Here is a 22,090-nt window from a genome sequence, read left to right on the forward strand (position 1 = left end):
ACATGACACGTCTGCCGGCGTTCCTCCTGCCGCTGCTTCTGCTCTCGGCGATGTTCGTCGGCACACCAGCGGCTTCGGCTTACGTGCCACCGGTGACACGCGCGCAGGTGAGCCTCGACGCGGGCTGGCGGTTCCTGCGTGCGGACGCCGCCGGTGCCGAGGCGCCGGGATTCAACGACGCGGCGTGGTCGCAGGTCAGCGTCCCGCACACGTGGAACGCGACCGACGGTCAGGACGGCGGAGCGAACTACTACCGGGGAATCGGCTGGTACCGCAAGCACTTCACGCCGTCCACGACGCTGGCCGGGCGTCGGCTGTGGTTGCAGTTCGACGGGGTGAACCAGGTCGCGGACGTGTGGGTCAACGGCGTCAAGCTGGGCCAGCACCGCGGCGGCTTCGCCGGGTTCCGGTTCGACGCGACCGCGGCGCTGAAACTGGGGCAGGACAACGTGATCGCGGTCAAGGCCGACAACGCCGCGAAGGCCGACATCGCCCCGATCTCCGCGGACTTCACCTTCTTCGGCGGCATCTACCGGGGTGTCTCGCTGACCGCGCTGGACCTGCTCGCCGCGCGCATGGGCGACTCCGGCGGTCCCGGTGTCCATCTGAGGCAACGGTCTCTGAGCGACGCGTCCGCGAGCGTCGAGGTGACCACCAAGGCCTGGAACAACCGCGCCTCCACGGCGCGGGTCAAGATCCGCACGGTCGTCGCCGACCACGCCGGTGTCATCGTCGGCGAGACCACGTCCGCGACCCGTTCCGTCAACGCCGCCACCGGGTTCGACACCCTGCAGACGGTCACGATCGCGCGTCCGCACCGCTGGAACGGCAAGGCCGACCCGTACCTCTACCGCGCGAGCGTGGAGATCATCGACGCCGACACGAACGTCGTGAAGGACGTCGTCACCGAACCGCTCGGCCTGCGCACCACCGCCGTCGACGCCGACACCGGATTCTCCTTGAACGGCAGGCCTTTGCGTCTCCACGGCGTGAACGCCCACCAGGACAGGTTGAACGCGGGCTGGGCCGTGACGCCCGCGAACCAGCGCCAGGACTTCGACCTGATGGACGAGATGGGCGTCAACGCCCTGCGCACCGCCCACTACCAGCAGGCCGAGCAGGTCTACGACCTCGCCGACGAACGCGGGTACGTGGTGTGGACGGAGATCCCGCTGGTCAACGAGATCACCGACAGCGCGGCGTTCCGCGCGAACGCCCAGCAGCAGTTGCTGGAGATGATCCGGCAGAACTTCAACCACCCGTCCATCGCGTTCTGGGGCATCGGCAACGAGCAGAAGACCAGCAACACCGCCACCAACAACCTCCTGCGCGACCTCGCCGCCGCAGTCCGGGCCGAGGACTCCGGCCGGCACTCGACCTACGCGAGCCACATCGGCGACCTCGACCCGGTGTCGGGCCACGCGGAACTGGCCGCCTACAACAAGTACTTCGGCTGGTACGACACCAGCAGCACCGGCCCCGGCGGCTGGGCCGACCGCCTGCACGCCCGCGACCCGGCCCGCAAGATCGCCCTGAGCGAGTACGGCGCCGGCGGCAGCATCGCGCAGCACGAGGAGAACCCGCGCCCGCCCGTGACGACCTCGCGCTGGCACCCCGAGGAGTACCAGACCCTCGTGCACGAGAACCACTGGGCGGACATCAAGACGCGCTCGTACCTGTGGGGCACGTTCGTCTGGAACATGTTCGACTTCGCCGTCGACAGCCGCTCCGAGGGCGACACGCTGGGACGCAACGACAAGGGCCTGGTCACCTACGACCGCAACACCCGAAAAGACGCTTTCTACCTGTACAAGGCGAACTGGACGAACACCCCGTTCGTGCACCTGAACAGCGCCCGCTGGACCCAGCGCACGGTCGCGGCCACCACCGTTCGCGCCTACGGCACCACCGACAACGTGCAGCTCACGGTGAACGGCGTGGCGGTCGGCGCCCCGAAGCCACCGGCCGCCGACCACATCCACACCTGGCCGATCACCCTGCGGCCGGGCGCCAACACGGTGACGATCACCGGCACGCGCGACGGACGGACTTACTCCGACACGGCAACCTGGACGCTCGCTGCCGCGTGAGTGTTCCGGAGGTGACGCCGGGTGTTGCGTCTTCTGGGAGAAGTGAGCGCGGGAGCGGTGGACCTGGGACCGCCCCGGCAGCGGTGCGTCCTGGCGGCGCTGGCGGTCGACGCGGGGAAGGTCGTGCCGGTCGAGCGGCTGGTCGAGCGGGTCTGGGGCGTCGATGCGGCGCCCCGGTCGCGGACGACGTTGCACAGCTACGTGTCGCGGTTGCGCCGGGCGGTGGCCGGGATCGGCGGGCTGGAGATCGCGCACCGGTCCGGCGGGTACGTCCTGACCGGTGACGCCATCGACCTGCTGCGGTTCCAGGACCTGCGGGCCCGTGCGCGGGAGGGCGACGCGATCGGGTTGCTGACCCAGGCACTGGCGTTGTGGCGGGCGGAGGCGCTGACCGGCCTCGACGGCGAGTGGGTGCGCGAGGAACGCGACCGGCTGGAGCAGGAGCGGCTGGCGGCATCGAACGAACTCGTCGACGCGCGGCTGGCCGCCGGTGAGGGCGGGGAGCTGGTGGCCGAGCTGTCCGCACGGGTCGCGCGGCACCCGTTGAACGAGCGCGTGGCGGGCCAGTACCTGGTGGCACTGCACCGGTCAGGGCGCAGCATCGACGCGTTGGAGCACTACCGCCAGGTCCGCGAGCGGCTGCTGGCGGAGCTGGGTACCGAGCCGTCCGCCGCGTTGCGCGAACTGCACCAGCGGATCCTCGTCGCCGATCCCCGGCTGGCCGCGGCCAGGACGATTCCGGTGGTGCCGCGGCAACTGCCTTCGGAGCCCGCGACGTTCGTCGGGCGCCGGGACGAACTGGACCGCCTCGACGCCGTCCGCACCGCGGCCGTCTCGGCGATCGCGGGCACCGGGGGGATCGGCAAGACCACACTCGCGTTGCGGTGGGCGCACCGGCACGCCGGCCGGTTCCCCGACGGTCAGCTGTTCGTCGACCTGCGCGGCTTCTCCCCGACCGAGGAGCCGATGACCGCGGGGGAGGCGCTGGGAGGCCTGCTGCACGCGCTGTCCGTCGAACCCGGCCGCATCCCCGCCTGCACCCAGGAGCGCGCGGCGCTGTTCCGCTCGCTCGTCGCGGGCAGGCGGATGGTGCTGGTGCTCGACAACGCCGCCTGCACCGACCAGGTCGTGCCGCTGCTGCCGGGCGACGACGAGTGCGCCGTGATCATCACGAGCCGCAACCGGTTGCCCGGCCTGATCACCCGGCACGCGGCCCAGCACCTGCTGCTCAGCGAGCTCACCGAGGCCGAGGGCCGCGCGCTGCTCACCGACAGGCTCGGCGCGGGCCGGCTGGAGGCCGAGCCGCTCGCCACCGACCGGCTGATCGCGGTGTGCGGGGGATTCCCGCTGGCGCTGAGCATCGTCGCCGCCCACGCCCAGATGAGGCAGGGCCTCCCGTTGGCGACTCTCGCCGCCGAACTGGACGAAGCCGTCATCGACGTGCTCGACAGCGAGGAACCGTCCGCCAGCCTGCCCGCCGTGCTGTCGTGGTCGTTGCGCGCTCTCTGTCCTCGGCTGCGCGACGCGTTCGCGCTGCTGGGCATCGCTCCCGGCCCCGACATCGGTCTGGCCGCGTCGGTGAACCTCCTCGGAGTCGCACCGGCACGGGCCAGGCAGGTGCTGCGGGCGTTGGAAGAGGCTTCCCTGCTGCACCAGGACGTTCCTGGCCGATGGCGGATGCACGACCTGGTCCGCGCCTACGCCACGACGGTCGCCCAGGACCTGCCGGAACGGGTGCGGGAGGACGCTTCGCGGCGGGTGCTCGACCACTACGTGCAGGCCGCGCGGGTGGCGGAAGAGGTCATGGACCAGATCTGCTTCCCGTCGCCGCTCGACCACGTCACGGGCGACGTCCACCTCGACCCGGTGCCGGACGACGCGACGGCGCAGGCGTGGTTCGAGGCCGAGTTCGCGTGCCTGGTCGCCGCCCAGCAATGCGCGCTCGACCAGCGGCGATACGCCGTCACGTGGCTGCTGGCGTGGCACCTGCACACGTTCACGGTCCGGCGAGGGCTCGTGCGGGCCAGGCTCACGACGTGGCGGCTGGCCGCCAAGGCCGCCGGGCACCTTGACGATCCGGCCGTGCTCGCGAACACCGAACGCATGACGGGCGTCGCCCACATCTCCCTGGGACACCACGAGATCGCCGTCGAGCACCTCCACCGGGCCCTGGCCCTGGCCGAGCACTGCGACGACACCGTGCACCTGGCCGGCGTGCACTACTCGCTCGGCGTCGCCTGGGGACAGCAGGACCCTCGTCAGGCCCTGACGCACGCCCGCCAGGCGCTCGAGCTCTACCGGGCCGTCGGGGAACCCAGGTGGGAGGCGCGTGCGCTCGCGCAGATGGGCTGGCACGCGGCCGCCCTGGGGCAGCTCGACGCGGCGCGCGGCTACAGCCGCCTCGCACTCACCCGGCACCGCAGGCACGGCTTCCGCACCGGTGAGGCGGCCGTGCTGACGTGTCTCGGTCTCGTCGCCCACCGCCGTGGCCACTACGAGGAATCCGCCCGGCACTACGAGGAATCCATCGCCGTGGTGCGGGAACTGGGACACCTCCTCGGGCTCGCGGACGGCCTCGAACGGCTGGGCCACACCCTCGTCGCTCTGGGCAGGCACTCGCGCGCCGAAGCCGTGTGGCGGGAAGCGCTCGGCATCTACCTCCATCGTGGGATGAAGGCGGAGACCGAGCGCGTTCACGACCTGCTCACCCGGTGAAGGAGAAGATCCCCAGCCGGCGCAACGCCTGCCGCGATCACAGGAGCCGCTTGATCTCTCCCCTCGCGCGGTAGAAGCCGCCGCTCGCCGAGGTGTGGATCTCGGTCACCAGATAGCGCGCACCGGGGACGCGGATGTCCTTCGGGAACTGCACGGCGCGAGCGCGGTCGTATCCGTCCGAGATCACGTGCACGCGCAGACGGCCGCCGTCCTGCACGCATTCCACGACGACGCCACCGGCCGGAACCGCACTGGCCACCACGGTCTCGACCGCGGCCGTGGCCTCGACGCGCTGCCAGTGGTCGGCCTTGATGTCGCTGCGCTGCGGCAGTTCTCCCTGCTCGGCAGCGTGAATCGCCGCCGGGCTGGCGTCGATGCACGCCAGCGAACCATCGGTCGTGACGATGTACAGGCGCTCGTCGCGGTACTGCATGGAGTAGGCGGAACCGCAGCCCGTGCCGAGCTTCCACAACCGCGTGCCGTCGGCCGCGAAGCAGTACACCGACGAGTGGTTGTCGCCGGCGAACACGTAGTCGCCGCCCGGTGAGGTGGCGCACGAGAAAACCGCGGCGTCACAACGGTAACGCGCCTTCTCGGCACCGTTCGAGCGAGCTAACCGGTGCACCCAGCCGCGACTGGTGCCCGCGAACACCTCAGCCGGTTCCTGCCAGCCGAACAGCACGGCGCCCACCGTCTCGGCGTGCCACACGGGATCACCGCTGCGCGCCGCGTAGTGCGTGACGCCGCGAGAATGCCCGTGGAACACCCCTTCCGGCGCGCACCGCACCATCCACGCGCTGTCGCCCGTGCTGCGGCGCGACCACTGGAACTCGTCCTCGTGGTCGACGATCGTGATGCCGCCCTGCCGGTCCGACACGCCGAGCACGCCGTCGTCGATGTCGAGCCAGTAGATGTCGACGTCGTTGGCGATCTCGTACGCGACGCGCGGAACCTTGCCGCCCAGGTCGTACACGCGGCCGTCGTCGCAGCCCGCGTAGATCCAGAAGTCGTCGGCGACGATGCACTTCACGCCGTCCGGAAGGCCGTACCGCCCCGTCACCCGGCCGTCGTGCGCGAGCGTGAAGACGTCACCGCGTTCGTTGCCGACCCACGCCTCGTCCTCGCCGATGAAGATGCCGAAAGCCGGTGCGCCGGAGTGGAAGCGCCACAACACGGGCGCCTGCCGGGCACTCGACTGCACGCTCGTGATCTCGCGCCGCGTGATCGCCCGCCGCGCCCGCTGTCCCTTGACCGCGGGCGCGTACCCCTTGCGCACCTTCTCGCCGATCTTCTTCTCGGCCGCGCTCACCGCCTTCGCCTCGTCGGCGAACGTGGACTCGCGAGTGGACCCGCGCTCACCGATGCGGCCGAACGTGATGGTCACCGTCGTGCCGGCGACGACCACCTCGTAGAACTTGTGCGCACTTCCGCCGGACTCCGACAGCTCCAGGTAGGTGGTGGCAGCGGCCACTGTCTTTCCCCCTCGCGTTGATCAGCTGAAACCGACCGTAGCAAGGGGGTCCGACAATTCCGGCGACCTCGGTCGATCAGCCGACGCGGCAGGAGACGCTCGGCCAGTTCCAGTTGCCGCCGTGCTGGATGGTGAAGCCGAACGTGTTGCCGTTGCCGTTGGGGCGCGCGGTCATCACGTTGGCCGAGTCCCACGAGGCACTGGTGTTCCAGGTGGCGATGATCCGCTGGGGCGAGCTGACGGTGACCGTGACGATCCAGTTGTCGGTGCCCGAGACGGTGACGTTGCCGTTGAAGCGGTCACTCCACTTCTCGCCCTCGGAGTACGTCGCCGTGCAGCCCCCGCCGCCGGGGTTGGACGACGTGGTGGTGGTCGTGCTGGTGGTGCTCGTCGGACCGGGGTCCGTGCCGTTGTTCAGGACGTTGAGGACCGAGGTGTAGGCGGCCTTCTTGTTGCCGTTGCCGTCGAACAACAACGGGGTGCCGGACGCGCGCCACGAGTCGGAGTCGCGGATGCCCCACACGGTGATGCCGGTGCATCGCGGGACGGAGAGACAGGCCTGGGTGACGCCCTGGTACTGCTGGGCCTGCGAGCTGCCGGAGCCCTCGATGTCCAGCTCGGTGATCTGCACGTCCACGCCGAGAGCGGCGAAGTTCTGCAGGGTGGTGTGGTAGTTGGACGGCACCGGGTTGCCGCTGTTGAAGTGCGCCTGGAAGCCGACGCAGTCGATCGGCACGCCGCGGGACTTGAAGTCCTGCACCATTCGGTACACGCCCTGGGTCTTGGCGTGCGACCAGTTGTCGGTGTTGTAGTCGTTGTAGCAGAGCTTCGCGTTCGGGTCCGCCGAACGGGCCGCGCGGAACGCCGCCTCGATCCAGTCGTTGCCGGTGCGCTGGAGGTTGGAGTCACGGCGCCCGCCGCTGCTGCCGTCGGCGAAGGCCTCGTTGACGACGTCCCAGGCGTAGATCTTGCCGCGGTAGTAGGTCGCGACCTGCGTGACGTGGTTCAGCATCGCGTTGCGCAGCGAGGAGCCGGACATGTTCTGCATCCAGCCGGGCTGTTGCGAGTGCCATGCCAGTGCGTGCCCGCGCACCCGCTTGCCCTGGTTGCGCGCCTGGTTCACGATCCGGTCGGCGTTGCCGTAGCTGAACTGGCCCTGGTTGGGCTCAGTCGCGTCCATCTTCATCTCGTTCTCGGCCGTGACCATGTCGAACTCGCGGTTCAGGATCCCGGTGTAGGTCGAGTCGCCCAGCTTGCCCGCGGCCACCGCGGTGCCGAAGTAGCGGCCGCTTTGCTGGGCCGCCGCGCCCAGTGTGGAGGCGGCGCCACTGGCGGGCGAGGCTCCGATGATCGCGGCACCCGCGACGGCGGTGAGAAGGGCTGACACGAGCGTGACTCGTGCGACTGACTTCGCTGTCAGCGTCATTTTCGGCGCTTTCTGAGAAGCACCCGCGAGAGGCGGGTGGAGTGGATCGGTCAACACACCGTTCGGTGCGGGCGGCAGGGATTGCGCCAAATCCACATACCGCCCGAATCGAACTTCCAGCAGTGTCGACCGGATCGGTTCGACGAATCAAGAGCCGTCGAATCCGTTGAATCACCTGTCGAATTCGTCGAACTTCCAGGTGAATGCCCCGCCCGGCGTCGCGGTGAAGGACGTCGAACGGCAAAGTTTCGAAACCGCCATCGACTTCAGTTCACCGGACAGGGCGAGAACAACCTGCGGGTGCCGGGACCGCTGTAGGCGGTGGGATCGGAGAACCGGCAGCCGAAACCGGGCGCGGCGACCGCGTCACGATCGCCGATCGCGTCACCGGCGGGCTTGCGGCCGCGGCCGGTCCACGCCACGAGGTCGTCCCACGCCGCACCTGCCTCCGCCGGCGAGAACTCGCAGTGGTCCACCGTGCGGATCGCCCGCTGCACCAACAACTTCGACTGACCGTGGCGGGCGACGTCGGTCCGGTAGTCCTGTTCCATCGAGAACGGCACGAAGAGGTCGCCCAGGCCGTGCAACGAGAGCACCGGAACCTGTGGCCTGCCCGCGATGCCCGGCACCTCGGTGAGCGCGGGGGAGAGGCGGGTCCGCCAGTCGCGCGGCGCCACCCGCTGTACCTGGCGGTTGAGATCGACCGGGGTGTTCGGCCGATACCGGGTGCCGAGGTTGGTCGCCAGCCGGCCGGGGTCGAGCGCGAGCGGCGCGCTGTCGTTCGCCGGCGAGGCGAGGCTGAACAGGAAGTCCTTCCAGTACGCGAAAGCAGGCGTCGAGCCAGGACGCGGTCCGCCGCTGAGCTCGACGACGTTCGCGCGGAACTGGGCGCCCCGGTCCGTGACGGTGTCCGGGCCGCCGGGCACGAGTCCGGTCAGCCCCAGCTTCTCCTGGATGCGCGGCACCACGGCCGTCGGGTAGTCGGCCGGGATCGGATAGGCGCGAATCCCGGCGAGCGCCTGCGACGTCAGCTGGTAGTCGAGGAAGAAGTCGAACAGCTCGTGGTCGCCGAGCACACCGCACATGGGCAGAGCGCCGTCGTAGAAGCCCGGATACTGCTCCAGTGAACGGCCGATGACGTGCCCGCCCATCGACACCCCCGCGACGAACACCTCTTTCGGTCTGGCGACCAGAGTGCCGAAGTGCTGGGCCAGGTCGTGCGTCGCCGTGACGCCGGCACGGACGTCGTATCCGTTGCTGTAGTAGGAGGACGCGGCCCAGGCGTAACCCTGGCCGAGCATCCGGGTGCGCAGGCCGTACGCCGGCGGGTCCACGGTGAGCACGGTGCCGGTGCCGCGGTATCCGTGCGCCCACATGGCCAGCCGGCCGTTCCACTTCGCGGGCACCTCGACGACGTACGCGGAGTGCTTGTGAACGCCCTGCAGCACCCTCGTCGGCCGCCCGTCGATCACCTCCGGCGCCAGCGGAGGGTTGACGATCGTGTAACCGGGCAACGGCTGGTCACCGGGCACGTGCAGTGGCTCGGCCACCGCGGGCGCACCACCCGCGAGTAGCACGAGCCCCAGCAACGACACCACGAACCGTGTTCGCATGGCACACCTCCGTTGGCGACTCCGCCGGATCATTGCACCCCGGCGGAGCCGCCCCGGTCACCACTCAACGGCCCAATGAGGCCCCGACAGGTGCTTCCTGCGGCAGGCGGCCGAGCTCGGCCGTGGGACGCTTGTACGTCTCACGTCCCGTCGCGATCGCCGTCGCACTGAGCGCGCACACCGCCGCCGTGAAGATCGCGACGCCGAGCCAGTCGTCTCGCCCGGACCCGATCGCCGCCACCACGCTCGGCGCGAAGCCCGCGATGGCGAACCCGATCTGCGTGCCGATCGCCATGCCGGACAGCCTGACCTCGGTGCTGAACATCTCGCCGTACAGGGATGGCCAGATGCCGTTGATCGCGGAGTAGCACACGCCGAACAGCAGGATGCCGAGCGCGAACACCAGTCCGTACGCGCCGATGGAGATCGACCACAGGTACGGGAAGATCAGGATCGCGCACGCGCCGCAGCCCGCGAGGAACACGGGTTTGCGGCCGATCCGGTCGGAAAGCCCTGCCAGCAACGGGATCGCGGCCAGCGCGACGACGTTGGCCAGCACGCCGACCCACAGCATCGGCGTGCGCGCCAGGCCGATCGTGTTCACCGCGTAGCTCAGGGCGTAGACGGTGAAGATCGTGCTGACCGAGGCGATGGTGGCCGCGAGGACGACCCGCAGGACGTCCTTCCAATGCGTCCGGAACAGCACCGCGACCGGGAGCTTCGCCGTCTTGGTGCGCTTGAACTCCGCGGTCTCGTCGATCTTGCGGCGGATGACGAAGCCGACCACCACGACGATCGCGCTGCACCAGAACGGCACGCGCCAGCCCCACGACAGCAGGTCCTCCTGCGGAAGTGCCGCCACGGGCAGGAAGATCGCCGTTGCGAGGATCTGCCCCGCCTGCGTGCCGCTCAGCGTGAAGCTGGTGAAGTACGCCCGGCGGTTGTCCGGGGCGTGCTCCAGCGACATCGAGTTCGCACCCGCCTGCTCGCCCGAGGCCGAAATTCCCTGCAGCAGGCGGAGAAAGACGAGCAGGATCGGTGCGAGGACACCTGCCGTGGCGTAGGTGGGCAGGCAGCCGACGGCGAACGTGGCCACGCCCATCAGCAGCAGCGTGAAGACGAGGACCTTCTTGCGGCCGAAGCGATCCCCGACGTGGCCGAGGATGAACGCGCCGAGCGGCCTGGCGAGGTAGCCCACGCCGAACGTGCCGAGCGCGAGCAGAGTGCCCGTCGCCGGATCGGCGGCGGGGAAGAAGACCTTGTTGAAGACCAGTGCGGCGGCGGTGCCGTAGATGAAGAAGTCGTAGTACTCGAGGGCGCTGCCGATCCAGGCTGCCAGCGCAGTCTTGCGGGCCATCGATGTGGTCACGGCGTACTCCCATGTACGACCTAGTTAGTTAATACAAGGTCGGATATGTGACCCCCGTGTGTCAAGAGTGAGATTTCAGCTGGTCAGATAGTCGATCAGCATGTCACCGAGCATGCGTCGGTAGTGCTCGCGGCGGCCGGGGTCGAGCATGTCCCTGCCGAAGATGGCGGCGAACGTGTGCCGGTTCGCGAGCCGGAAGACGCAGAACGAGCTGATCACCATGTGCACGTCGAGCGGGTCCACGTCGTCGCGGAACCGGCCGGCCGCGCGGCCCCGTTCGAGGATCTGCGTCAGGCCGTCGAGCGCCGGGTTCGCGAGTCCCGCCAGGACTTCCGAGCGCGCGATGTGCTCGGCGCGGTGGATGTTCTCGATGCTGACGAGCCGGATGAAGTCGGGGTGCGCCTCGTGGTGGTCGAAGGTCAGCTCCGCGAGCCGGCGGATGGCGTCCTCCGGTTCGAGGTGCTCGACGTCGAGCTCGGCCTCCAGCGCCCGGATCGCGAGGTAGGCCTGCTCCAGAACGGCGATGTAGAGCTGTTCCTTGCCGCCGAAGTAGTAGTAGATCATCCGCTTGGTCGTGCTGGTGCGCTCGGCGATCTCGTCGACCCGCGCTCCCGTGTAGCCCTTGTCCGCGAACTCCCGCGTGGCTACGTCCAGGATGTCGGCGCGGGTGCGGTCCTTGTCCCGCTGGCGCTCATCGGATGACGGCGGTGCGGCCACCGAGCCCCCTTCGATCTGCGGATGACCAGCCAACTCTAGAGCAGCACTTCCTGCAGGCGACTCGGAGCGGTATAGTGAACTCACTAGTTCGTACATTAAGTGGAGGCCGGGTGACCACCTACCTGATCGGGCTCATCGGCTCCGGCATCGGCCCGTCGCTGAGCCCGGCGCTGCACGAGCGCGAGGCCGCCGAGCTCGGGCTGCGCTACAGCTACCGGTTGCTCGACCTCGACGTCATCGGACTGCCGTTGAACGAGGTGCTGGCGCAGGCCAGGGCCGAGGGGTTCGACGGCCTCAACATCACCCATCCGGCGAAGCAGGCGATCCTGCCGCACCTCGACGAACTCGTCCCACAGGCCGCCGCGCTCGGCGCCGTCAACACCGTGGTCTTCGAGAACGGCAGGGCGATCGGCCACAACACGGACGCGACGGGGTTCGCCCGCAGTCTGAGCCGGGGCCTGCCGGACGCCGGGATGCGCAACGTCGTCCTGCTCGGCGCGGGCGGGGCGGGCGCCGCTGTGGCCCACGCGCTGCTCTCGCTCGGCATCGGCCACCTCGGCGTCCACGACGTCGACCAGGACCGTGCCGCGAAGCTGGTGGCGGCACTGGAGCGCGGCTTCGGCGTCGGCCGGGCCACCACCTGCACCCCTGAGGCCGTGCGCACGGCGGACGGTCTCGTTCACGCGACTCCTACCGGTATGGCGGCACATCCCGGCCTGCCACTCGACGAGTCGTTGCTGCGGGACGAACTCTGGGTCGCCGACATCGTCTACCGGCCGCTGGAGACCGCACTCCTCGCCGCCGCACGGGCACGAGGCTGCCGGGTGCTGCACGGCGGCGGGATGGTCGTGCTGCAGGCCGCGGAGTCGTTGCGGCTGTTCACCGGCGTCGAACCGGACGCCGACCGGATGCTCGCGCACTTCGAGGAGCTGGAAGGAGAGCCCGCTCATGCGTCCTGAGCTGCGCACCGCCATCGCCACCGTGTGCCTGTCCGGAACCCTGGACGACAAGCTGACCGCGGCCGCCGAGGCGGGTTTCGACGGCATCGAGCTCTTCGAGAACGACCTGCTCGCCGACCGCCGCGGCCCGGCGGAGATCCGGCAGCGCTGCGCCGACCTCGGCCTGAGCATCGATCTGTACCAGCCCTTCCGCGACTTCGAGGCCGTGCCGCCGGACGTGCTCGCCGCCAACCTCCGCCGCGCCGAGCAGAAGTTCGACGTCATGGCGGAACTGGGCGTGGACACCGTGCTGGTGTGTTCTTCCGTTTCGCCAGAAGCCATCGACGACGACGATCTCGCCGCGGAACAGCTGCACCTGCTCGCGACGCGCGCGGGCGAACGCGGCCTGCGCATCGCCTACGAGGCGCTCGCCTGGGGCAGGTACGTCAACGGCTACGAGCACGCGTGGCGGATCGTGCGCCGCGCCGGGCATCCGTCCCTCGGCGTCTGCCTCGACAGCTTCCACATCCTGTCCAAAGGGGACGATCCCAGGGCCATCCGCGCGATCCCGGGCGAGAAGATCTTCTTCCTGCAGCTCGCCGACGCGCCGACGTTGCCGATGGACGTCCTCCCGTGGAGCCGCCACCACCGGCTCTTCCCGGGACAGGGCGACTTCGACCTGACCACCTTCACCCGTGACGTCCTCGACGCCGGGTACCGCGGTCCGCTCTCGCTCGAGGTGTTCAACGACGTCTTCCGCCAGTCCGACCCGCACCGCGCCGCGGTCGACGCCATGCGGTCGCTCGTCGGTCTGCAGGACTCCTTGCGGTTGCTGGACGTTCCCGCCGCGCCCGTTCCGACCGGCTACGCCTTCGCTGAGGTCGTGGGGGAGTCCGACCTCGGCGTGCTGGGCTTCACGCGGACGGGCGTGCATCGCTCGAAGCCGGTGGAGCTGTGGACGCAGGGCGAAGCGCGCGTGCTGGTCAACGCGGAAGGCGAACTCGGCGCGATCGGTGCGCTCGGCGTGTCCGTGCCGGACCCGGCCGCCGCCGCGTTGCGCGCGAAGGTCCTGCTCGCGCCCCCACTGGCACGCAAGGCCGGTCCTGGCGAGGCGCCGCTGACGGCGATCGCCGCACCCGACGGCACCGAGATCTTCCTGTGCGCGGACGACGACTGGCTCGGCGACTTCGTGCCGACCGGGGAGTCGGCGCCGGAGGCCGGCATCACCGGCATCGACCACGTCGCGCTGACCCAGCCGTTCGACAACTTCGACGAGGCCGGTCTCTTCTACCGGTCGGTGCTGGGCCTGGAACCGGGGGTGACGGCGGAGTTCGCGGCGCCGTTCGGCCTGGTGCGCGGGCGCGGCGTGAGTGGCGGCGGCGTCCGGCTCACCCTGGACTGCGCGCTGGTCCGGCGCGGGGGCTGGGCACCGGCGGTGGCAGAGCCCCAGCACATCGCGTTCACCTGTGCCGACGCGGTCGCGTGCGCGGAAACGTTGCGGGAGTTGGGCGCACGGCTGCTCGACATCCCCGGCAACTACTACGACGACCTGATGGCGCGCACGAATCTGCCGGCCGATCGGGTCGGCGCGCTGCGGCGGAACTCGGTGCTCTACGACCGCGACGAGTTCGGTGAGTACCTGCACTTCTACACCGAACTGGCGGGTGCGAGGGTGTTCTTCGAGGTGGTCGAACGGATCGGCGGCTACCGCGGGTTCGGGGTGGTCAACGCGCCCGTCCGGATGGCAGCCCACCACGAGGCGCGGCGGTTCGCCCGCACCTGATCACCTCGGCACCGGCGGGTGCTCCCCGAAGATGAGCTCCCACTCCAGCTCCTGCCCGGGAGCCGGGCGCGGTTCGGGGATGTGGCCGTGCGTCGGGACGATCGAGCCGTTGAGGAACTGCCACACCTCGTCGCCCGCGCGCTGCTGCGCGGCGGCTTTCCTCGGCAGCGGAACACCGGTCGGAATCGTTGCCACGAAACGGATTCCGCGGAACCCCTCGGCGTCGGTGGCCTCCAGCGTGCCGTGGTGCCTGGTGGCGATGCGCCGGGCGATCGCGAGCCCGAGACCGGCGCCGCCCGCGGCACGGGTGCGGGCCTCGTCGAGCCGCGTGAACCGGTCGAAGACGCGTTCCCGGTCCGCTTCGGGGATGCCGGGGCCGTCGTCGATGACCTCCAGTGTCGCGGAAGGCCCGCCGCGCAGGCGCACGACGACCGCGGTGCCCGCGTGGCGTTCGGCGTTGTCCAGCAGGTTGCCGAGCAGCCGGGACAGCTGGGCCTGCCGCCCGGGAACGAGGACATGGTCGTCGGCCTCCAGGGTGACCGTCCCACGGCGGGAGACCTCCCGCCGCACCACGGCGGTGAGGTCGACGGTGTCCTGCCTGTCCAGTGCGTCGGCGTCCAACCTGGCCAGCAGCAACAGATCCGTGGTCAGCTCCTGCAGCCGTTCGGCGTCCTCCAGCGCCGCCTTCACGACGGTGGTCCAGTCGGCCAGGTGCGGGTGGGAGAGCGCGATCTCCAGCTCGGCGCGCAACGCGGCCAGCGGGCTGCGCAGCTCGTGCGAGGCGTCCCCGACGAACCTGCGGGTGTCCTCGACGGCCCGGTGCATCCGGTCCAGCGTCTCGTTCAGCGTCTTGCCCAGCCGGGCGATCTCGTTGTCGGAGGACGGCACCGGGACGCGCCGGGTGAGGTTGTGCTCGTTGATCTCGGCGACCTCGGCCCGCATCGCCTCCACCGGCCGCAGCACCCGGCTGGCCGCGGCCAGCACCGTGACCGACACCAGCGCGGTGATCGAGGCGAGCACGCCGAACAGGACCAGCGTCGCGTTGTTCAGCTGCTGTTGTGCCTGGTAGACGACCGTCAGCGTCAACTCCTCGTCGGGGTGCGGCCCTCTCCCGATCACCTGGTACGGGGTCTCGCCGAGTCCGGTGAACGGCCACATCGACAACTCCGGCCGCACCTCGGTGCTCGCGTACCGGACCAGCGCACTGGGCGTGGGGGCGGTCGTCTGCGCGCGCAGCTCGACGCAGTTCTGGCTGGAACACATGTAGTGCACACGCGAGCTGTCCGCGGTCTGGTCGGCGATCTGCCGGCGCTGCGCCGTCAGCATGAGCGTTCCGGCGAGCCCGATCAGCACCGCGGTGATCACCGTGGCCAGCACGGTCACCTTGACCTGCAAGGATTTCATCGGTCCACCAGCCGGTAGCCGACACCTCGCACGGTGGTGATGCTCCGCCGGTCGAACGGTGCGTCGATCTTGCGGCGGAGTGCGCTGATGTAGACCTCGACGAGGTTCGGGTCAGGATCCTGCGCCGCGTCCCACACCCCGTCGATGATCTCCGTCTTGGTGACGACCTCGCCCGCGTGCCGCAGCAGGAAGCTCAGCACCGAGAACTCCTTGGCCTTCAGGTCGATCCGCGCGGTGCCCCGGTGACACTCCCGGCTGACCGGGTCGAGCACCAGGTCACCGGCCCGCAGCAGCACCGGCTGGGAGGTGCGCGACCGCCGGGCCAGCGCCCTGAGCCTGGCCACCAGCACCACGTAGGAGAACGGCTTGGTCAGGTAGTCGTCCGCGCCGGTGTCCAGGCCCTCGGCCTCGTCGAACTCGCCGTCCTTCGCGGTGAGCATCAGGATCGGCGTCCACACGCCCGCGTCCCGCAGCTCCTGGCACACCCGGTAGCCGTTGAGACCGGGCAGCATGATGTCCAGGACGATCACGTCGTACGGGTGCTCCCGCGCCCGCCACAGTCCGTCGGTGCCGGTGCGCTCCACGTCGACGGCGAACCCTTCGGCGGTCAGGCCGCGGGTGAGCAGGTCGGCGAGACGGGGATCATCCTCCACGACGAGCACGCGCATGGGAGCAGCGTGCCGCATCGCTCATGATCGCGTCCTGAAATCCGGTTCAGGTTCTTTCAGCGTCCCTTCAGGTTCACCCTGGCAGGCTCTGCCGCGTGGATGAGGGGATCCGCGATCGGGGGAGAAGGTGGCGGCGCAGCGGGGGGAGCGGCGCTGCCACCTTCTGATCACCTCACGAGGTGAGCGGGCACGGGACCAGCGCCCACACGGACTTCCCGACCCTGCGCTGGACCACGCCCCACTGCTTGGCCAGCTGGTTCACGATCACCAGGCCGCGGCTGCGCACCGAGTCGGGCGAGACCGGCTGCAACACGGGCTTCGACGGGGAGGCGTCCTCGACCGCGATGGTGACCGTGCACGGCTCGGCGGACTTCCGCAGCCGGAGACGTGCCGGGAACCGCGCGTGGTCGTAGACGTTCGACACGAGCTCCGTGACCACCAGCAGCACGTCGACGAGCTCGTCCTGGTGCACGCCGGGGAGGGCGGCCTCGGTCCACCGGCGAATCCTGCCGAGGTCGGTGGCGTCGCGGTCGAGTTCCAGGACGTGCGCGGCATCCGAAGAGGTTCTGCCGTTCATCACTGCGCCCTCCTTCGCGATGTCACGCCTTGTGCGTCGCCGATGGGATGCCCGCTCAGCGAAGCGATCAACCGTTGCCGGGCTCACCTGAGCGGGTAACGGTCTGCAGGAGGGTGACGGCGACCTGGCGGAGCTTGACGTTCTCGCGCTGGGAGCGCTCGACCAGCATCGTGAAGGCCTTGTCCGCCGTGCACTCGTACGCGGCCATCAGTGCGCCTTTGGCCTGTTCGATGACGGCACGCGACTCGAGCGCCTGCTCCAGGTACTGGATGTGCTTGCGGGAGCGCTGCCACCGTTGCGCGCTGGTGATCGTGGCCGAGGCCGCGGTGGTGAACAGGCGCATCAGGCTCTCGTCGAACGGATCGAAAGCGGCCGCGGTGCGGCTGTAGATGTTGAGCGAGCCCACGTGTTGCGCCTCGGATCTCTCCGACGCCGGCAGCACCACGGGCACGGACAGGTAGGCGCGGATGCCGTGTGCCGCCGCGGCCGTCTCGAACTCGGGCCATTCGTTGAGGTGCTCGCCGACCACCGCGCGGACGGCCGTCAGGGTGCGGGCGGCCTCCAGACACGGACCGCGGTCGGCGCTGTACTGCTTCTCGTCGACCTCGACGAGAAGCTGGTCGGTCGCGGCCGCCGTGTGCGTCTGGTCCAGCTTGAGCACCGAGACCGTCACCGCGTCGGCGTCCACGATCGCCTTGGCCGCTGTCTCCGCCAGCCGCTGCAGCGCCTCGTTCAGGTCTTCCTCGCCGGTCAGCGCGTCGCGCAGCACCGCGAGCGCTTCCGTCGTCTCGTCGAGACGTTCGACCAGATCAGGCCGGTCGTCGTCCGGGTGATCCGGTGACGGCGGGAACGTTCTTGTTTCGTCGGCCATGCCGCCGCACTCCTTACTTCGCCTGGGGGAGTACACGGCGCAGGCTGCTCGACGCTCGCTAGAGCATCGTAGGGCTGTTCACCGTGCGGGGTCCGGTCTCGCCGCGGTGAACTTGGGCGGATCCGGTCTGGGGCGCAGCGCGAGGACGCAGACGTCGTCGCGACCCTGTTCGGGAGCGACGGCGCTGATGACCGCCGGAACAAGCTCGTCGAGGCGTTCGGGCAGGTGCGGCGCAGTCACGGCGGCGCACAGCTTCTCGACACCCGTGTCGATGTCGTCGTGGCGATGTTCCACGAGCCCGTCGGTGTAGACGACCAGCACGTCATCCGGGCGAAGGGACGTCTCGAACGCGAGGTACTCGGCGTGCTTCACGGCGCCCGTGATCAGGCCGTGCCGGTGCGCCATCGGACGGGCGACGCCGTCGCGGACCAGCAGCGGATGAGGGTGACCGGCGTTGGCGTAGCGGAGAGTGCCGTCCCACGGCGTGTAAACGCCGTAGAACACCGTCGTCATCGTCATGTCGTTGCCGGAGTGGACTAGCAGGTTCAGGTCCCGCAGCACGCGCTCGGGAAGCGGGTCCAGCATCGCGTAGGCGCGGATGGCGCTGCGGACCCTGCCCATCGTGACCGCGGCCCTGATGTCGTGGCCGATCACGTCGCCGACCGCGATCGCGAGCCTGCCGTCGGCGAGCGGGAAGGCGTCGTAGAAGTCGCCGCCGACACCGGCCGAGCTGTTCGCGGGCTGGTAGGCCACGGCCAGTTCGGTCGCCTCGACGGCGGGAATGCTCGGCGGGAGCAGGGCCCGTTGCAACTGCAGCACGATCTCCCGCTCGTCCTTCAGCTGCTCCGTCATCTCGTCCGCCCGTACCACGGCGGCCCGCGCGTCGGCCTCGGCCGTTCGCCGGGCAGTGCGGTCGACGCACATGCCGCGCAGCGCGACCACGGTTCCGGTGGCGTCGGCGACCGCCTCGGCGATCGCGGAGATCACGACGACACGGCCGTCGGGCGTGCACAGCCGGTATTCGATGTCGGGTGTCGGCGAGTGCAGGGTGAGGCCGGTGAAGGACGCTCTGGCCGGTTCGAGGTCCTCGGGATGCACGAGCGCGAGGACTTCCTCGAGCGTGTTCGGGGAGTGGGTGACACCGGCGATGCGGCATAGGTTGGCCGACCACACGATCCTGCCGCTGCGCAGCTCTATCTCCCAGGAACCCGTGCCGCCCACGCGTTGCGTCCGGTCCAGCCGGTCGGCCCACTCGGCCTCCACGCGCAGGCCTTCGAGTTCGGCGACCTCGTGGGACCTGGTGAGGTCCTGCACCGCCACCACGGCGGCGATCACCTCGTTCTCGTGATCGCACAGCGGGAACAGGTTGAGCAGGAGCTGTTTCCTGGTGTTTCCGACGTCGGCACGGGTCTCGACGTCGCGGTGGACGGCACCGGCCCCGAGCACCTCGGCGACGTGGGGTTCCAGCGTGGCCTCATAGGCGGGGGAGACGACCTCGCTCACCGTCAGCCCGACGTGGTCACTGCCCGCCAGGCCGTGCATCGACACGAACTCCGGGTTGGCGTAGAGGAACCGCATCCGCTCGTCCACCACGGCGAAGCCCACCGGCGCCCGCTCGATCATCGCCGCGATCTCCGGCAACGACCGGCCCGACCCGGCGAGGCCGCGGGCGAGGTCGATGGTGCCCGCCGGCGCGCCGTTGAGGAACTCCGCGTTCTTCCCGTCCACGAACCACATGACTGGTCGTTCCTCCTGTCTCACCACACAGGCTTGGCTCCAGGTTCTTTGGCATGCCGGTACTTCCGGCAATCTTCATACCCGGCTCCTGGCGCGGGTAAACACGGAATCAGCCTGACGGAGGCACGGCAGGTCCACAGAGGACGTGCGGGTGAGTGCGCGGTGTTCGAGCCGGCGCGGGTTACAGGTCGGGCTGGATGATCATCAGCCGGAACGTCGCGGACGGCGACTCGCGCCCGCACGTCTGCAGCATGTGCCAGGCCAGATTGCCGGGGCCGTTGCCGGCCTGGGGCAGCCGCTCCCTGCTGATGCCGAGGACGCCGTCCGGGCTCTCGTCGAGGATCTCCGGCGTGCCGACGAGCACCGCCAGGCCGAACGCGAGCACGTCGGCGCGCAGGCCGTCGTCCAGGTCGTCGGTGAGCCCGATCTTGCACTGCGGCTCGCCGTCCGGGCCGGAGCCGACGCCGACCAGGCCCGCGAGTCCCGCGCTGTGTGCCACGGGCACCTCGAACACGCGGACGTCCGTGCCCATCGCCAGCGCCATCATCCTGGCCAGCGGCGTGGTGAGCATGGGGTCGTCGATGACGGCGTCGCCGTTGCCCGCGGGGTCCTCCGTGCCTTCGCCCATGATGCGCCGGATCATACCGCCGAACGCCCAGGTGGGACGTGGCCCAGCAGCCAGAGGACGGGCGCCCAGGGGGCGTCGGCGGCCACGAAGTAGCGGACTCGGGTGAAGTGGTTCCGCGCGGTGTTCACCAGGTCGACGCGGCCGTGGTCGAGCAGCCACTGCCTGATGGTCATCGAGTGGTCTCCCGTGGCCGGCGCGTCGGTGCCGGTGAGGACCACGGCCAGTGGAATCGCGGTTCCGCGCAGCTCGGTCTGCGCCTCGGTCACGCGGTCGAGCACGAGTTTCGGGTCGGGACCGGCGAACGGATCGACGACGAGGATCACGCCGCCGGCCAGTCCGAGGACCGTGGCGTGCTCGAACGTGTCGCCGATGACGTCGTGGAGGTGCACTCGGCGCCGGGAGTTCTTTTCTCCCAGGAGAATGCCGTGCGCCGGGACGGCATCGGCGAAGGCCGCCCGTCCCGCCGTGCCGCCCACGATCGCGAGGTGCACGGCGGGGACCGACTGCGCCAGCGGTGGCAGCGGGGTGTGGCACCGGCCGCAGCTCGCGGGCAGGGAGTGCTTGCCGTTGAGCAGAAGCACCGGCAGGCGGTGGCCGCACAGGCAGGTTCGCCGGAAGACGCCCAGGACGCCTGGGACGAGGTCGTGGTGGACCCGTCCACACGCGCACGTGTACGCGGGGCGGACCCGTTGCTCGCACGTGCCGCATTCGGTGGTGATGCCGCGCAGGGTCAGCGTGATGATCTCGAACCAGCGCAGGCCGCACGCCGTGCCGCGCACGGCCAGGACGACCGTGCCCGCCAGCACCGCGTGCAGGGCTGTGACGGCCGCGATCAGCAGCGTCACGGTCAGGAACCCCAGCGCGTACCCGCCTGCCAGGCCCGCGGGCGGGAGGATCAGCGGCCCGTCCAGGTTCCTGATCGAGCGCCTGCGCCACATCCGGGCGAACATCGAGTCCGGGAACTCCTGATCCGGCAGTGCCACGAGCCGGCGACAGGTCGCGTGCACGGCGGCGCGGCTCAGTCGCACGACGTCTTGGAGCGCAGGGCCTGCCAGGTAGAGCCGGTGTGCGGGATCCTCGCCGGTCCGGTGCGCCGGTTCCTGGCGGGCCGGGCTGCGGATCGCGGTCGCGATGCCGATCGCCGTGCTCGCCGCGAACGCCGCGACGAACGACACGAGGGCGAGCGGCGCGAGGACGACGAACGCCACGACAGCGAAGACGCCCACGGCTCAGGTCCTCGTCGCGCGGAGCTGGGAGAGCAGCCACAGCAACGGTTCCGCCACCCGCTGTCCGTCCACTGCGGACAGCGCGAAGCAGCGATGACCGGACGGGGTCTCGATGCCGCCCCACCGGGCCAGCCAGGCCTCGACCTCGTGGTGCACGTCGAGGCTGTCCGACTCCACGTGACCGCGGTCCTGCAGGCCGGGGCGCCGCAGCGGGGAGCCGTCGGTGAACATGTCCCGGATCAGGTCCAGCTTGCTCACCGTCATCGCCGTCGGGACTTGGTGTGCCCACGGCGTGAGTCGCGTCGGCTGGGGTTCCAGGCCGAACAGCGTGCGAACGCCGGGCAGCCGCACCGGGTCGATCACGTGCACCACCCCCGCCGCGGTGGCCATGACGTCCGGCGGGCAGTCGTCCTCCGGCAATTCGTACAGCGCGAGCACCGACGGCTTGGCGCTCACCGACCGGATGCTCATCAGCAGCGGCTCTGTCGTGAGTGTGCGCAGGTCCGCGTACCGGTTGCGGGAACTCTCGCCGAGCAGGTGCACGGACAGTCCCGCCAGCGCGGCCTCGCCGGTCTCGAACTGGCGGACGGCCGCCGAGATCCACGTGCTCTTGCCCGCTTCGCGTTCTCCCACCACGACGATCGCGCGGCCCGTCGCCTCGGCGTACTCGCGGGGAACGGCGCGTCCGCAGGCCGGGCAGACGCGCCGGGCCAGCGGAACGCGGCCGTGCGGGCATCGGTTGCGCCGCAGGGCCTTCACCGGGAACGGTCGTGCGGACGCGCACAGCGGCCCGCAGCTCATCAGCAGTTGGTCGCCGGAGCACCGAGTCCGGCAGTACGGGCAGATCATGGCGCTCC

17 protein-coding genes are annotated in these 22,090 nt (G+C 70.1%); 4 read left to right on the forward strand and 13 right to left on the reverse strand.

Annotation, left to right across the window (positions count from 1 at the left end; genetic code table 11):
• Positions 1–2 precede the first annotated feature (2 nt).
• Both SK854_RS32625 and SK854_RS32630 read left to right on the forward strand, forming a co-directional pair.
• The gene (locus SK854_RS32625) at positions 3–2,090 is read left to right on the forward strand and encodes a glycoside hydrolase family 2 protein (RefSeq protein ID WP_319978972.1); all 2,088 of its coding nucleotides are present in this window, start codon (positions 3–5) and stop codon (positions 2,088–2,090) included.
• Between the two features lie 21 nt (positions 2,091–2,111).
• Complete coding sequence (locus tag SK854_RS32630) at positions 2,112–4,805, forward strand: AfsR/SARP family transcriptional regulator (RefSeq protein ID WP_319978973.1); 2,694 nt, start codon at positions 2,112–2,114, stop codon at positions 4,803–4,805.
• Positions 4,806–4,842: 37 nt separating this feature from the next.
• Here SK854_RS32630 and SK854_RS32635 read toward each other — a convergent pair whose 3' ends face one another.
• From SK854_RS32635 to SK854_RS32655, 5 genes are all read right to left on the reverse strand, one after another.
• Entirely contained in the window at positions 4,843–6,276 is a 1,434-nt protein-coding gene (locus tag SK854_RS32635; protein ID WP_319978974.1) for a WGR domain-containing protein, read from the reverse strand.
• Between the two features lie 76 nt (positions 6,277–6,352).
• Positions 6,353–7,702 (reverse strand): endo-1,4-beta-xylanase, encoded by a 1,350-nt coding sequence (locus SK854_RS32640; protein WP_319978975.1) that lies wholly within the window; start codon positions 7,700–7,702, stop codon positions 6,353–6,355.
• Between the two features lie 266 nt (positions 7,703–7,968).
• Positions 7,969–9,315, reverse strand: coding sequence for a hypothetical protein (locus SK854_RS32645; protein ID WP_319978976.1), 1,347 nt, complete (start codon positions 9,313–9,315; stop codon positions 7,969–7,971).
• 64 nt (positions 9,316–9,379) lie between these two features.
• Positions 9,380–10,684, reverse strand: a complete 1,305-nt coding sequence (locus SK854_RS32650; RefSeq protein ID WP_319978977.1) for an MFS transporter — start codon at positions 10,682–10,684, stop codon at positions 9,380–9,382.
• 75 nt (positions 10,685–10,759) lie between these two features.
• Entirely contained in the window at positions 10,760–11,401 is a 642-nt protein-coding gene (locus SK854_RS32655) for a TetR/AcrR family transcriptional regulator (protein WP_093600852.1), read from the reverse strand.
• Between the two features lie 110 nt (positions 11,402–11,511).
• On the opposite strand from SK854_RS32655, the gene SK854_RS32660 reads away from it, so the two are divergent.
• Complete coding sequence (locus SK854_RS32660) at positions 11,512–12,360, forward strand: shikimate dehydrogenase (protein ID WP_319978978.1); 849 nt, start codon at positions 11,512–11,514, stop codon at positions 12,358–12,360.
• Entirely contained in the window at positions 12,350–14,122 is a 1,773-nt protein-coding gene (locus SK854_RS32665; RefSeq protein WP_319978979.1) for a sugar phosphate isomerase/epimerase and 4-hydroxyphenylpyruvate domain-containing protein, read from the forward strand. Before SK854_RS32660 ends, SK854_RS32665 begins: the two co-directional genes overlap by 11 nt.
• Here SK854_RS32665 and SK854_RS32670 read toward each other — a convergent pair whose 3' ends face one another.
• The 8 genes from SK854_RS32670 to SK854_RS32705 all read right to left on the reverse strand — a co-directional run bounded on the left by SK854_RS32670 (position 14,123) and on the right by SK854_RS32705 (position 22,082).
• A complete protein-coding gene (locus tag SK854_RS32670; protein WP_319978980.1) occupies positions 14,123–15,526 on the reverse strand; it encodes a sensor histidine kinase in 1,404 nt (467 codons plus the stop codon).
• Complete coding sequence (locus SK854_RS32675) at positions 15,523–16,194, reverse strand: response regulator transcription factor (RefSeq protein ID WP_319978981.1); 672 nt, start codon at positions 16,192–16,194, stop codon at positions 15,523–15,525. The genes SK854_RS32670 and SK854_RS32675 overlap by 4 nt, the downstream gene beginning before the upstream one ends.
• Positions 16,195–16,366: 172 nt before the next feature.
• Positions 16,367–16,771, reverse strand: a complete 405-nt coding sequence (locus tag SK854_RS32680; protein ID WP_319978982.1) for an ATP-binding protein — start codon at positions 16,769–16,771, stop codon at positions 16,367–16,369.
• A 67-nt stretch (positions 16,772–16,838) separates the two neighbouring features.
• On the reverse strand, positions 16,839–17,642 hold the full coding sequence (locus tag SK854_RS32685; protein WP_319978983.1) for a GAF and ANTAR domain-containing protein: 804 nt from the start codon (positions 17,640–17,642) through the stop codon (positions 16,839–16,841).
• A gap of 78 nt (positions 17,643–17,720) precedes the next feature.
• Positions 17,721–19,379, reverse strand: a complete 1,659-nt coding sequence (locus SK854_RS32690) for a SpoIIE family protein phosphatase (protein ID WP_319978984.1) — start codon at positions 19,377–19,379, stop codon at positions 17,721–17,723.
• 181 nt (positions 19,380–19,560) lie between these two features.
• Positions 19,561–20,007, reverse strand: a complete 447-nt coding sequence (locus SK854_RS32695) for a hypothetical protein (protein WP_319978985.1) — start codon at positions 20,005–20,007, stop codon at positions 19,561–19,563.
• Positions 20,008–20,018: 11 nt separating this feature from the next.
• A complete protein-coding gene (locus SK854_RS32700; protein WP_319978986.1) occupies positions 20,019–21,233 on the reverse strand; it encodes a hypothetical protein in 1,215 nt (404 codons plus the stop codon).
• A gap of 3 nt (positions 21,234–21,236) precedes the next feature.
• Complete coding sequence (locus tag SK854_RS32705; RefSeq protein ID WP_319978987.1) at positions 21,237–22,082, reverse strand: hypothetical protein; 846 nt, start codon at positions 22,080–22,082, stop codon at positions 21,237–21,239.
• Positions 22,083–22,090 lie beyond the last annotated feature (8 nt).

This window comes from Lentzea sokolovensis, from assembly GCF_033949975.1.
Lineage (GTDB): Bacteria > Actinomycetota > Actinomycetes > Mycobacteriales > Pseudonocardiaceae > Lentzea > Lentzea sokolovensis.

Bases quoted from the DNA above. Each gene is read 5' to 3' on its own strand.
- SK854_RS32625 (WP_319978972.1), top strand. From the start codon at position 3: ATGACACGTCTGCCGGCGTTCCTCCTGCCGCTGCTTCTGCTCTCGGCG.
- SK854_RS32640 (WP_319978975.1), bottom strand. From the start codon at position 7,702: ATGACGCTGACAGCGAAGTCAGTCGCACGAGTCACGCTCGTGTCAGCC.
- SK854_RS32645 (WP_319978976.1), bottom strand. From the start codon at position 9,315: ATGCGAACACGGTTCGTGGTGTCGTTGCTGGGGCTCGTGCTACTCGCG.
- SK854_RS32665 (WP_319978979.1), top strand. From the start codon at position 12,350: ATGCGTCCTGAGCTGCGCACCGCCATCGCCACCGTGTGCCTGTCCGGA.
- SK854_RS32670 (WP_319978980.1), bottom strand. From the start codon at position 15,526: ATGAAATCCTTGCAGGTCAAGGTGACCGTGCTGGCCACGGTGATCACC.
- SK854_RS32675 (WP_319978981.1), bottom strand. From the start codon at position 16,194: ATGCGCGTGCTCGTCGTGGAGGATGATCCCCGTCTCGCCGACCTGCTC.
- SK854_RS32680 (WP_319978982.1), bottom strand. From the start codon at position 16,771: ATGAACGGCAGAACCTCTTCGGATGCCGCGCACGTCCTGGAACTCGAC.
- SK854_RS32685 (WP_319978983.1), bottom strand. From the start codon at position 17,642: ATGGCCGACGAAACAAGAACGTTCCCGCCGTCACCGGATCACCCGGAC.
- SK854_RS32690 (WP_319978984.1), bottom strand. From the start codon at position 19,379: ATGTGGTTCGTGGACGGGAAGAACGCGGAGTTCCTCAACGGCGCGCCG.
- SK854_RS32695 (WP_319978985.1), bottom strand. From the start codon at position 20,007: ATGGGCGAAGGCACGGAGGACCCCGCGGGCAACGGCGACGCCGTCATC.
- SK854_RS32705 (WP_319978987.1), bottom strand. From the start codon at position 22,082: ATGATCTGCCCGTACTGCCGGACTCGGTGCTCCGGCGACCAACTGCTG.